Source organism: Rhodoferax sp. (assembly GCF_034519335.1).
Lineage (GTDB): Bacteria > Pseudomonadota > Gammaproteobacteria > Burkholderiales > Burkholderiaceae_C > Allorhodoferax.
In genome coordinates, this window is the sequence record NZ_JAXHOL010000038.1 from 105,360 (window position 1) to 117,713 (window position 12,354).

Consider the following 12,354-nt stretch of genomic DNA (forward strand, 5'->3'; position numbering starts at 1 on the left):
CTGGTGACTGCAGAATTAGCCTGCCGTGGCGCCCAGCACCATGGCTTGCAGCGAGCCCAGCACAATCAGGGCGATCTGGATCAATACCAACAAAGCCAGTGGCGACAAATCAACGCCACCGACCAGCGGCAACACACGGCGAATAGGAGTCAGGGGTGGCTGCACCAGGCGGTCTAGCAAATCGGCCAAATACGATTGCGTTTGCACCCACGACAAGATGGCGTACACAAGAACCAATGCCGTCATGCCCGACAACGCCATACGCACCACCCCAAACAGGGCTAGCACCACTACGGACACCAAGCTAGCGCCCATTCCGTTGAGCAACCAAAGGGCAGAAAACTGCGCCAGTTGAATGAGCACTGCGCCCACCAAGCTGGCAGTGTCCCAACGCCCCAAGGCCGGCAGCACGCGGCGCAGCGGCAGCACCAGCCAGTCGGTCAACGCGAAAACAAAGCGGCCTAACGGATTGCCCGAGCGTGCGGACAGGGGGATGCGCTGGTATTGCATGTACAAACGCAGCAAACAGGTGCTGGTGAGCAGACCGGAAGCAACTTCGAGCAACAGGGAAAGGATTTGGTAGAGCATGGCGTGATGGGGAAGTGCGAGCGCATCATAGCGGCTGCTGCCCCTCTTACAATGGAGGGTTACGGCCATCGCCCTCGGGGCTGGTCGGTTCCGCCACTGTAAAGAAAACTTCCCATGTCTGACCAAAACCAAGCAGCTCCCGCTCCGCAAGACGAAAACCAGTTGATCCATGAGCGCCGCGAGAAGCTCAAGGTACTGCGCGAGCAGCAGGCAGCCGGACAGGGAGTGGCCTTCCCGAACGACTTCCAGCCGGAGCACAAGGCCGAAGCACTGTTCGCGGCCCACAACGAAAAGACGGCCGAAGAGCTGGTCGCCTTGGGCGCCACCGCCAAGGTTGCCGGCCGCATGATGCTTAAGCGTGTCATGGGCAAGGCCAGCTTCTGCACCTTGCAGGACTCCTCCTTCGGACCTAGCGGCGGCCGCATCCAGCTGTATGTGCGTGGTGAGGACGTGGGCGTGGACCTGTACGCCGCCTTCAAACACTGGGATTTGGGCGACATCGTGGCCGCCGAGGGCACGCTGTTCAAGACGAAGACGGGCGAGCTGTCCATCCACGCCACCAGCATCCGCCTGCTGACCAAGAGCCTGCGCCCCATGCCGGACAAGTTCCACGGCATGGCGGACCAGGAAGTGAAATACCGCCAGCGCTACGTCGACCTGATGACGGATGTGGAAACCCGCAAGCGCTTTGTGGCCCGCAGCAAGGCGGTGAGCGCCCTGCGCGAATTCATGGTGGGCCACAACTTCCTGGAAGTGGAAACACCCATGCTGCACCCCATTCCCGGTGGTGCCAACGCCAAGCCCTTCAAAACCCACCACAACGCGCTGGATCAGGAAATGTTCTTGCGCATTGCGCCTGAGCTATACCTCAAGCGCTTGATCGTCGGGGGCTTTGATCGCGTGTTCGAGATCAACCGCAGCTACCGCAACGAAGGTATCTCGGTGCGTCACAACCCCGAGTTCACCATGATGGAGTTCTACGCGGCCTACTGGAACTACCAGGACCTGATGGACTACACCGAGAAGCTGATCCGCGATGCGGCCCAGAAGGCCACTGGCAGTCTGCAGCTGACCTACGCCGACAAACCGGTGGACCTGAGCAAGCCGTTTGAGCGCCTGACCATCGTGGAAGCCATCCGCAAGTACACCGAAGCCGGTGACAACGTGGACAACGCCGAGTGGCTGACCAACGCCCTCAAGAAGCTGGGCCTGAACGAAGCCAAGAACAAGCTCGTCGGCCGCAGCCTCGCCAGCCTGCAGGTGCTGTACTTTGAAGAGACGGTGGAAGAGAAGCTGTGGAACCCCACCTTCATCATGGAGCACCCCACCGAAATCTCGCCCCTGGCGCGCGCCAACGACGACCGCCCCGAAGTGACCGAGCGCTTTGAGCTCTACATCACCGGCCGCGAGTTCGGCAACGGCTTCTCCGAGCTGAACGACGCCGAAGACCAGGCCGCCCGCTTCCAGGCCCAGGTGGCCGCCAAAGACAGCGGCGACGACGAAGCCATGCACTTCGACCACGACTTTGTGCGTGCCTTGGAATACGGCATGCCCCCCACCGGCGGCTGCGGTATCGGCATCGACCGCCTGATGATGCTGCTGACCGACAGCGCCAGCATCCGCGACGTGATTCTGTTCCCCGCGCTGCGCCGCGAGGTGTGATACAGGTTTGAAGCCAAAACGGAATCTAGGCCGCAGGCAGAATCTGCGCGAGCAGCTATACAAATGGTAGCAACGCCTGCGCTGCGCTACCTGAACGGCTACCCCGCTGACACGCTGGCCCAGGTGCAGCGCATGCTCGATGAAGGCCGCGTGGGCGGCTGGCTAACCCAGCGCTACCCGCAAGCGCACGGCGTGCGGACCGACAAGGTACTGTACGACTATGTGCAGGACATCAAGGCCGACTACCTGCGCAGCACCGAGCCGCTGTCCAAAGTGGCATTCGACAGCAAGCTGCATGTCGTCAAAAACGCGCTGGGCACGCACACCACCGTCTCCCGCGTGCAGGGCAACAAACTCAAGAGCAAACGCGAGATTCGCGTGGCCAGCCTGTTCAAGGACACGCCGGAGCCCTTTCTCAAAATGATCGTGGTGCACGAGCTCGCCCACCTGCGCGAACGCGAGCACGACAAGGCCTTCTACCAACTCTGCACCCACATGGAGCCCGCCTACCACCAGCTGGAGTTTGAGGTGCGTATGTACCTCACACACCTGGAAGCCAAGGGCGAGCGCTTGTGGGCTGCGGCTGCAGATTAAACCCTTGCCATGGTTGCGCCGACTGACTCCCGCTTGATCTGCTTCAACAAACCCTACGGGGTCTTGAGCCAGTTCACGCCTGAGGGGCGCTGGCGCGGCCTCAAAGACTTCATTGATATTCCCGGCGTCTACGTAGCCGGACGGTTGGACGCCGACAGTGAAGGCCTGCTGCTCCTCACCAACGACGGAAAACTGCAAGCCCGCATCAGCGATCCGCGCTACAAGATGGAGAAAACATACTGGGTGCAGGTGGAAGGCGAGCCCGATGAAGCAGCGCTGCTGGCGCTGCGCGACGGTGTGCAGCTGAACGACGGCCCCACTCTGCCCGCGCGCGCGCAGCGAATGCCTGAACCCTCACCGCTTTGGGAGCGCACCCCACCGGTGCGTGTTCGGCAGTCCATCCCCACCAGCTGGCTGGAGTTGGTGATCCGCGAAGGCCGCAACCGCCAAGTCCGCCGCATGACCGCGGCCGTGGGCTACCCCACGCTGCGCTTGATTCGCGCGGCCGTTGGGCCCTACACACTGGACGGCTTGGCACCAGGCGCGCTGCGCGATGTGCCCCTGCCTTAATAGTTAGCGTGGCCTGCGCAGCGGTGTGAGCAAGTCGCTCAGCCCGTTGTGGTTTTGCTCACATGCAAGTTGGCAAGAAATGGACATCAAAATCCCTTTAAAAATCAACTATCTGATCAATCCGGTCTTGTCCATTTCATGGGAGAGAAAATGGACTCTGCCTTAGCGTTTGTCCATTTGATCTGACACTGGTAGAAGCGCAGTGCACGGCGAGTTCGCAAGCTCAATTCTCAATTGAAACATTCGGTTACGATGTTGCTCATTGGTGGCAAAGCATCGCCAATGCTAGGGAGAATTTATGACATTAAGTATTGCGGAGCTACGTTCTGCAGCGAGTAGGCCAGTTCCAGTCATCGCCCGTTCGATAAACGAAGCGCGGACGCTCGGCGTCAAAACAGCGTTCCTATGCCACAGCCATCAGGATGCAGAATTGGCCAAAGGACTTGTCCAATTGATGGCAGCAACTGGTTGGCGCGTTTACATCGACTGGCAAGACACTGCAATGCCCTCGACTCCAAACGCAGAAACAGCCGAAAGGATCAAACAAAAGATTCGCGATCTCGGTTACTTCATTTTTCTAGCCACGGAAAACTCAATGGCATCTCGATGGTGCCCCTGGGAAATTGGTTATGCCGATGGAAAAAAACAGATAGATCAAATATTCATTGTTCCCACAACAGACGGGACACGAACACATGGGAATGAGTATTTGCAGCTTTATCGGAAGATTGATCGTGCGAATAACAACGAACTCGCGGCGTGGATGCAAGGTCAGTCGACTGGCACTTTCGTTAAAAATCTTTGAAAACCATGGTGGCCTGAGCAATGCATGAACGACAAAAGGCACCTGGAGCGGAAAATGAATAGATGCCAGGCGCACACAAATGCAGGCCGACGGTGTCTAAATAATGCAATCCATGGGGATTACTGCGCAATGCACCGTGATCAAGTCTCGTCTGGTGCGGTTGCTGCAATTGGTATAGGTGCCGCCATTGGCAACGCCCTGGTCCCTGGTTTCGGAGGGGCCATAGTTGGCGGGCTGCTGGGAGGAATTGCTAGGTCTGCGAGCCAGGAGCTGAGGACAGCAAAAAAGCGCGTATTTGTAAGCTTTGATTTTGATCATGATCGAGCTCTGAAGGACTTCATTCTTGGACAAGCGAAGCTTGCTGACTCACCATTTGAAGTCACTGATCACTCCCTCAAGGAAGCGGCACCGGAGCATGGATGGGAGAAGAAGGCCGCATCAGCGATTGCCCGCTCCGAAATTGTTCTCGTGATCGTGGGCTCTAGGACCCATTCAGCTCACGGCGTGCTGAAGGAGGTCGCTATGGCTCGAAAAGCTGGCATCCCAATCGTGCAAATCATTGGATACAAGAGTGGCAGTTACACACCCGTTCCCAACGCAGGGAGTTGTACTCCTGGAGCTGGAAAAACCTGAAAAAGCTTCTGTCTTAGTTGACTTGATTGTTCCCGACTAAGAGGCCGCATCAACCGTCAGGAGTCCAATGTCGTTGCCTTGCGAGACGGCACTATCCGCAACGTCCAGTGTAAGAATAACTGTGTCGAGCTAACCAGTATCGACTCGAACGCAGTCGCCTTCGCCCCGCTACAACTATGGTCTCGTGCGCTCGTATAAGAGGGCTTCACAACCGGGAGCACCAGTTGAAGATGAAACTGGCGATTGATGCCGTGCAGCACATGGTTGTCTTACGCCTCCCTGTTTAGCCCGCCCTGTCGGCGCGCATCCAATATTCCTCAGCAGTGCGCGATGAACGAATACTCAGGGAATGCAGCCAGTCTTGAACGACTGACCTGTGGATAAGTTTATCCCAACGGTAGTTTTGTGATGAACTTTCTGTTCATTCAAAACCAGCGTGGGAAGCCGCGCAGGGCGTAGCCCGAAGCGGATTTCCACGCTGAGAACGTCTCAGAATGGCTCCTCTTTTTCAGTGGCTTTGGGCCGCTTGGTTTGTTCCCTTGCCTTGATCCTGGATTTGGCAGTTGCGCTGCTGTGGCGGAATCGGTATGACTCGTTTCCAGTCTCCACAATGTGGCAATGGTGCGTAAGCCGGTCCAACAGTGCCGTAGTCATTTTCGCGTCGCCAAACACGCTGGCCCATTCCGCGAACGTCAGGTTGGTGGTGATCATGACGCTGGTGTGCTCGTACAGCTTGGACAGTAGGTGAAACAGCAAGGCACCTCCAGCCTGGCTAAATGGCAGGTAGCCCAACTCATCCAGAATCACCAAGTCCATGCGCATCAGTGCAAAGGCCAGCTTGCCTGCCTTGCCCGCAGCCTTCTCTTGCTCCAGCAGGTTTACCAGATCCACTGTGGAGTAAAACCGCACCCGCTTGCTGTGCTGGGTAATCCCCGCCACGCCCAATGCTGTTGCCAGGTGTGTCTTGCCGGTTCCCGTGCCTCCGATGAAGACCACGTTGTGTGCAGCTTCTGTGAATGACAAGGTTGCGAGTTCTTTGATCAGACCTTGGTCCACCTTGGAATGATCGAACTCAAACCCTGCCAGATCACGGTGCACCGGGAACTTGGCACTGTGCAATTGGTAGCGGATGGACCGCATGGCACGGTCGGTGTGTTCCATATCCAGCAAGTGCTCTACCAGCCATCGTGCGGTTTGCAGACCCGCAGAATTGCCCTGTGCGACCAGGTCATCCCAGGCGCTGGACATACCGTACAGGCGCAAGTCCTTCAGCTCTGTGGCGACTTCACGCATGATTCACCTCCGCACGCAAGGTGTCATACCGACCAGCATCAGCAATGGGCTCTTCATTTACCTCCAAGTGGGTCTCTACGGATTCGGGGGGCGTCGCTGACTTCAGCCGGTTCAGCACGTTTTCAACATGCTCGGCGCTTGGGTTGCCCGACTCCAGGACCAGTTCCACGGCCACCAGCACCGCTTCCAGACCGGACCTGGGAACGGCCGCCAGTACCTTGGCCATGACCCGATCGCCCCCTTCATGTTTGAGCAGCAAAGCCCGCAACCGCATGAGCGGTTGCGGCATGTCTGCAAAGGGCGCGCCGTTGCGCAGGGCACCAGGCTTGCGTTCGATGATCGGGATGTAGTGCTGCCAGTCGTAGCGTGTTTGCTTGCGCTCAAAGCAGCGCACATGGCTGGCCACCAAGGCGTCGTGCGCGACGAAGTCAATGCGTTCCGGGTACACCCGCACACTCACAATCTGACCGACCAGTTCACAGGGTACGGAGTAACGGCTTCTGTCATAGATCACCAAGCTGGTGCTGCTGACCTTGCCCAGCGTTTCCACATACCCGTCAAATGGCGCCACCATGGGCATGAGGCTGCTTTGCTCATGCTCGAGTATCTCCGCGATGGTGTGCTCTGTGAATTCCGTATGCCGCAGTTCGTTCCACAGAGCCCGGCACCGTGCCAGTAGCCACAAGTTGAGCTCGGTGAAGGAGCCGAACCTCTCCTTGGCTGCGTCCTGCCAAATCCGCAACCGACTGTCCTGCACGTTCTTCTCCACCACGCCTTTCTCCCAGCCACTGGCGACATTGCAGAAGTCCGGATCAAACAGGTAGTGCGAGGCCATCGCTGCAAAGCGTGTATTGACGACGCGGCTCTTGCCCTTGTTGACCTTGTCCACCGCCGTGCGCATGTTGTCGTAAATGCCCCGTCTGGGGATCCCGCCCAGCGCCATGAACGAACGGGTGTGCGCATCGAACAGCATTTCGTGGCTCTGGGTGGGGTAGGCCTGCAGCACAAAGGCACGGCTTGCACACAACTTCAGGTGTGCGGCCAGAATCTTGCGCCACACCCCGCCCACGAGCAGCCGCTCCTCGCTCCAGTCAAACTGGAATGCTTCCCCGAGCTCAAACCGCAAAGGAACAAAGGCCTTGACCACGGATTGACCACCAGCCTCTCGCCACTTGCGAACAAACTCGGTGACGCGGCTGTAGTCTCCGTCAAATCCCTGCGCCTGGATGTCCTTGAATAGCCTCAGTGCAGTGCGCCGGTCACGCTTGGGGCGCCGACTATCCACCTCCAGGGCCTTGGTCAGTTGCGCCGCAAACGGCGCAATCTTGGTGTCATCTGCTACTCGCCGCGGGTACTTCGGTTCCGTGCGTTCAGCCGCATTGAGCCATTTGCTGATCGTCTTTCGGGTAAGCCCCGTGCGTCTTTCAATCTCCGATACCGACAACCCGTCACGGTAAAACAAGCGTCGAACAATGCCCAAATCTTTCATGGTGATCATCTCCTTCCGTCCTGCTTAAAAGAAGCAGGCAGGTTAATCACCCTGAGTAATTTTTTAGCGCGCGCTACTCATGAATACTGGGGAAATTTGATCGCGCGCTAACACACATCCGGAGCTATTCGCCCTAACATCCCTCCCCTGCTTCCAATAAATCCGTCATTACAGCCAAAAATTACCAACCTGCACGACTTTTTCTTTACCATCCACTGGAAGTGAAAACCGCCCCGAGGATTGCAGGTAGGAGCCGGCACCCCAGTTGGAACCCCTAACCCATAATAAACACCTGCCGCCAACCCGCAAGTGGCGTCAGGCTTGTAAATCCGTTCAACTGAATAGTAAAGTCAGGAGGTGCCTTGGCCAGCCCACACCGACAGACATTGTTCTCCACCAAGAGAAAACGTAATTGAGTAAGTCCACTTTTGAGAAGCAGATACAAATGATCCACCAAGTTGAACGGCCCTACCAACATAATATATAGGAACATCTGCTATGCTACCTCCCTTTCGATTTTTTGAGTATTTAATAAAGCACTTATCGCTAGATACTGCTGCGAAGTTCCAAGATATTTATAGGACTCGGCAAAACACCTTTGGTTGCATTTTTAACTTTCTCGGAAGGCATAGATAGCAGTTGCGGAATTGCTATGTTTCTGGAAAAATAATCCAAAGACACCTATTATCATAAGTAACACTGAAAAGCCGGCAACAGTTATGACTGCCAAATTTATTGCCTCTTCGTTCCGCTTTGCAAAGTCTGGTAGATTCTTGGCGTCGAAAGCAAAATTAAACACATAAATAGCAATTAATAAAAAAAACATAAGCATCAGGCCAATTAATGCCATTTCCCCAGGCTTTTTCATTTACTCTCCTTTTTTGTGGAAATAAATTTCAGTTAAATATCCGCCGAACATATTAATTCTTTGAAAAAATATTATCAATATCTAGTTTGATTTTATTAAAAAGTTCAAATAAAGACATGATCTGAAATTTCTTTAGTCATCGTTCCCCCACACTCTCATCAATAGTCTTCTGAATCGGACTCAGCAAGTAGTCCAGCACAGTACGTCGTTGGTCCTGATTTCCGCAGTAATGTTTAGCCCCCGGTGTCACCGGCATAGTTTTCCCCTCTACATCAATGGTCTGCTTATTCACCTTCACATGTGCCGGAAAATACGCCAATGGCGCCTGTCCGTTACTTGCCGGGTTATTCGCGGAATTGGAGTTTTGTGGATCACTGGTTAATGCGTCGGCGCTCACCCATGTCACTTCACCATCAATCGTTCCGTATCGCGTGAAGTTGAAGGTTTCCAGCTTGATGCGCACCTTCTGACCGGTATGGATGAAGCCGATGTTTTCGTTAGCCACCATCACTTCAGCGCTGATGTCGTGGGCGGCAGGAACAATCACCATCAGGGCTTGGGCCGAAATGACTACGCCGCCAGCGGTAAACACTGCCAGCTGCTGGACCGTTCCCTTCACGGGGGCGCGGGTTGGAAACAGGTCAAGGCGCTGTTTGGACTTTGACCTGTTCATGGGCCAGGCGCTCGATCTCTTGCTGCGCAGTAAGTTGGAGCTGGGCGCGTTTTTCTGGATCTCGGCCAGATAGGCGTTTTGTTCCTTTGGTGCTTACTGGTGTGCTGACATGGCGGTGGTTAGCTCTGCCCGAAGACGCAAGAGTTCGTTGTCAATGTCCTGGCGATCACGGCTTTTGTCTTGCAGGCCATGCTGGCTCACAAAGCCTTGTTGGGCCAATGCTGCGTAATCCACCTCCCGCTGGCCAAGGGTGACTAGCAGTGCTTGTATGCGGTTGATGGCGGCCTTGCTGACTTGGATCAGCTTTCCCGAGTTTGGACCGTCGCTGCCAGGCGTTGCGGCGTTTGCTACGGATGGCTTGCCATTCGGTTTGCAGCTGTCGGCTACAGGTTTGCCGGGATTCGCAGGTGCCTGTATTTGCAGTTTCACACCACAGTGTGCTTTGTTGCTCGGTCAGCGGTGCCAAGCTACGGAGCTGAGCGCAGATTGCAGGCTGTGTGCGCGTAGCTTTTCTGAATGGGCGGCTAACCACTGCTGTTTGTTTTGTGAATGTTCTACCCCAACTTGGGTGCTATCCAGTTCAATCATAACTGACCCTCTTGCACTTCCTGCCCATCCTGGACATGAATAGCCCGCACAGTAGCGGTTTCCTAGAGGTTGAATGACTTTGGTGCGTTCGCTAACAATCCTGCGACCGGGAGCCAAAGCCATCACATCGATCTTGCCAAATGCTGCCCAGATCACTGCGACGATGAAGTAGGTACAGATGATGGCCATGATGCGCCGGGGCGCTGGATGGGGCGGGGGTTTCCTAAGGCTCGAAGCTGCAGGTATAAAAGCCCGCTCGCTGGCCAGTCAGTCCGGTCCCGCTATTTCATGACGGGCGGCCCAGGCCAGTTGGAGCACTTGTTGGTAGCGCTCGACCAGATGGCGCAACACAGAAAGGCATCTCCCATGCCTTGGATCCATTAAAGGTGCTCTCATGCTTGCACCTCCTGACCGGATTGCATCCCCACAAGCGGGCATACAGCGAAGGTTTTGCCAGCACCTCATCATGGGTTCCGCCTTCGATCACACGCCCTTGTCCAACACTACGATGGCGTTCGCATGGCGTACTGCACTCGAACAGTGGGCGATGATGAGGACGGTCCGGCCTTTACAGATAGCCGACATATTGCGTTGCAAGATCTGTTCGCTTTCATAGTCCAGCGCGCTGGTAGCTTCATCAAATATCAGACGCGAGGGTTAGAGAACAGGTGCACGGCGATGGCTAAGCGCTGCTTTTGCCCGCCGGAGAGGCTGCTGCCTTGTTCTCCGACCAGGGTGTCATAACCTTGGGGTGGCTCACTGATAATCCATCGGCACCCGCCAGCTTGGCCGCATTGACGATCTGGTCCATGGAGCTGCCGGTTGGCTGATGGAGATGTTTTCTCTGATGGAGCGGTTGAAGAGCCAGTTGTCCTGCAACACCACACCGATCTGGCGGCGGATCTGGGCAGCATCGACCTGGGCGATGTCCACGTTGTCGATCAGTACCCGGCCTTGCTCCGGAACATACAGGCGCTGCACCAACTTAGTCAAAGTGGATTTACCGGATCCTGAGCGCCCCGCAATGCCGATGACCTGACCGAGGGCGATATCCAGGGCGCACGTCCCGCAGCAGCGGACTCGAATCTGCGTGGTACCGAAAACTCACCTGGTCAGAGGTGATGCGACCGTTCAACTTGGGCAACTGGGGGGGTACGCTAGGCGGAACCTCTGCCGGTGCATTGAGGATGTCCCCCAGCCGCTGCATCAGGAAATCCCCCTTGCTAGAAAATCACGCCCAAAGCTGGGCCATGCGCATGGTAGGCTGCGCCACCCGGCCGGCAAACATGTTGAAGGCGATGAACATCCCCATGGTGAGCTCACCGGCCATGACCAGTTGCGCACCAAAGAAAGAGTGTCGAAGCGGTTACCGGTTGCCGATCAGGCTGATGCCCTCTTGTCCGGCGCTCGCTAGCGTCTGGGTGCGGAAGGAGGCAGACACATAGGCTGCCAACTGGTCATCCCAGCGTTTGGCAACGCCGGGCTCCAGAGCTGATGCCTTGACGGTTTGAACACCGGTGATGATTTCGACCAAAGGGCTTGGTTCTCAGCGCCGCAGGCGAACTTCTCATCCAGGCGGCGGCGTGGACGGGGGACGATGAGAACGGTCAATGCCACGTAGCAAGGAATGCTCAGCAGGACGATGGTGGTCAGTTGCACGCTGTACCAGAGCATGACGGCGATGAAGACCACAGAGAACACAGCGTCCAAAACAACCGTTAAGGGCCTGTCCGGTTAGAAAGCTGCGGATGCTTTCCAGCTCACAAGTGCGGGCGACGGAATCCCTTAGCCGACGTGCCTGAAACCAAGCCAGCGGAAGACGCAGTAAATGGCGAAACAGGCGAGCCCAGTTCCGCATAAGTGCGGCTAGTCATTGTGGGCAAACACGTAGCTGCGCATGAAATTCAGCGCACTCTCGAACAACGAGGTCGAAAGCAAACCGATAACCAGCACATGCAGGGTGGAGAGGGCCTGGTGCAGCAAGACATTGTCCATCACCACTTGAAAGAACAAGGGTGGCGGCAAAGCAAACAGCTAGAGTACTGCCGAGGAACCTAGGACCTCCGGGAGCAGCTTGCGATAGCGCACCAGACTGGGAATAAACCAGCTAAAGTCGAAGCGCGCAATGTGCGCCCACTAATGAGGCACGGCTGGCGATGAGCAGCATGGTGCCCGCGGAAATATCTTTGGACTGAGCTATTTCCCCTAACCGAGCCCCCGGAGCAAACTCGGCCATGGACATGCGTACAGGCAAGTCGTCTGTCGCTCCGGGCGCTGCCTGCCGCTGGTGATGGGGCTACTTGGACCAGTACCTGACTGTCATTGGCGGCAGCCCTCATGACCCATGATCCGTCATGAAGCTGCGCCAGCGCTGGCAGCGGCGTATATCGCAGGCGATGGATGGCTACTGGCTCAACCCGCGCCTTGAGTTCCAGTTTGGGGGCCGAAGATGAAGCAGGTTTTGATCCACCACCGTATCTGCAGTGAGCGCCAGCTGGTGGGCCAGTGATGCCGCGTCTACCGCAACGCCGTGTAAGCGGGCAGCCATGCAAAGCAACTGCAGTGGCTGATCCACTACCGTTGTTGCCAGG

General features: G+C 56.4%; 15 protein-coding genes. 5 read left to right on the forward strand and 10 right to left on the reverse strand.

Features of this window, described 5'->3' with window-relative positions:
- Positions 1-15: 15 nt before the first annotated feature.
- Positions 16-588, reverse strand: a complete 573-nt coding sequence (locus tag U5O12_RS17060) for a YggT family protein (protein ID WP_322579801.1) — start codon at positions 586-588, stop codon at positions 16-18.
- A 114-nt stretch (positions 589-702) separates the two neighbouring features.
- On the opposite strand from U5O12_RS17060, the gene lysS reads away from it, so the two are divergent.
- From lysS to U5O12_RS17085, 5 genes are all read left to right on the forward strand, one after another.
- Positions 703-2,250, forward strand: a complete 1,548-nt coding sequence (lysS, locus tag U5O12_RS17065; protein WP_322579802.1) for a lysine--tRNA ligase — start codon at positions 703-705, stop codon at positions 2,248-2,250.
- 63 nt (positions 2,251-2,313) lie between these two features.
- Entirely contained in the window at positions 2,314-2,844 is a 531-nt protein-coding gene (locus tag U5O12_RS17070; protein ID WP_322579803.1) for a YgjP-like metallopeptidase domain-containing protein, read from the forward strand.
- 9 nt (positions 2,845-2,853) lie between these two features.
- On the forward strand, positions 2,854-3,414 hold the full coding sequence (locus U5O12_RS17075) for a pseudouridine synthase (RefSeq protein ID WP_322579804.1): 561 nt from the start codon (positions 2,854-2,856) through the stop codon (positions 3,412-3,414).
- Between the two features lie 298 nt (positions 3,415-3,712).
- Positions 3,713-4,219 carry a toll/interleukin-1 receptor domain-containing protein gene (locus tag U5O12_RS17080; RefSeq protein WP_322579805.1) on the forward strand — a complete coding sequence of 169 codons (507 nt, stop codon included), beginning with the start codon at positions 3,713-3,715 and terminating at the stop codon, positions 4,217-4,219.
- Positions 4,220-4,348: 129 nt separating this feature from the next.
- Positions 4,349-4,852 carry a TIR domain-containing protein gene (locus tag U5O12_RS17085; RefSeq protein ID WP_322579806.1) on the forward strand — a complete coding sequence of 168 codons (504 nt, stop codon included), beginning with the start codon at positions 4,349-4,351 and terminating at the stop codon, positions 4,850-4,852.
- A gap of 489 nt (positions 4,853-5,341) precedes the next feature.
- Here the strand turns inward: U5O12_RS17085 and istB are convergent, their stop codons facing one another.
- The 9 genes from istB to U5O12_RS17135 form a co-directional block, all read right to left on the reverse strand.
- The gene (istB, locus tag U5O12_RS17090; RefSeq protein WP_416221475.1) at positions 5,342-6,148 is read right to left on the reverse strand and encodes an IS21-like element helper ATPase IstB; all 807 of its coding nucleotides are present in this window, start codon (positions 6,146-6,148) and stop codon (positions 5,342-5,344) included.
- The gene (gene istA, locus U5O12_RS17095; protein ID WP_322578421.1) at positions 6,138-7,634 is read right to left on the reverse strand and encodes an IS21 family transposase; all 1,497 of its coding nucleotides are present in this window, start codon (positions 7,632-7,634) and stop codon (positions 6,138-6,140) included. The genes istB and istA overlap by 11 nt, the downstream gene beginning before the upstream one ends.
- Positions 7,635-8,244: 610 nt before the next feature.
- Complete coding sequence (locus U5O12_RS17100; protein WP_322579807.1) at positions 8,245-8,502, reverse strand: hypothetical protein; 258 nt, start codon at positions 8,500-8,502, stop codon at positions 8,245-8,247.
- A 136-nt stretch (positions 8,503-8,638) separates the two neighbouring features.
- Positions 8,639-9,121: an HlyD family efflux transporter periplasmic adaptor subunit gene (locus U5O12_RS17105; protein WP_322579808.1), complete on the reverse strand. Its 483-nt coding sequence runs from the start codon at positions 9,119-9,121 to the stop codon at positions 8,639-8,641.
- 147 nt (positions 9,122-9,268) lie between these two features.
- The gene (locus U5O12_RS17110) at positions 9,269-9,604 is read right to left on the reverse strand and encodes a hypothetical protein (RefSeq protein WP_322579809.1); all 336 of its coding nucleotides are present in this window, start codon (positions 9,602-9,604) and stop codon (positions 9,269-9,271) included.
- 24 nt (positions 9,605-9,628) lie between these two features.
- The gene (locus U5O12_RS17115) at positions 9,629-9,952 is read right to left on the reverse strand and encodes a hypothetical protein (protein WP_322579810.1); all 324 of its coding nucleotides are present in this window, start codon (positions 9,950-9,952) and stop codon (positions 9,629-9,631) included.
- Between the two features lie 567 nt (positions 9,953-10,519).
- Entirely contained in the window at positions 10,520-10,849 is a 330-nt protein-coding gene (locus U5O12_RS17125) for an ATP-binding cassette domain-containing protein (RefSeq protein WP_322579924.1), read from the reverse strand.
- Between the two features lie 280 nt (positions 10,850-11,129).
- On the reverse strand, positions 11,130-11,297 hold the full coding sequence (locus U5O12_RS17130; RefSeq protein WP_322579811.1) for a hypothetical protein: 168 nt from the start codon (positions 11,295-11,297) through the stop codon (positions 11,130-11,132).
- A gap of 332 nt (positions 11,298-11,629) precedes the next feature.
- Complete coding sequence (locus U5O12_RS17135; RefSeq protein WP_322579812.1) at positions 11,630-11,776, reverse strand: hypothetical protein; 147 nt, start codon at positions 11,774-11,776, stop codon at positions 11,630-11,632.
- Positions 11,777-12,354: the final 578 nt, after the last annotated feature.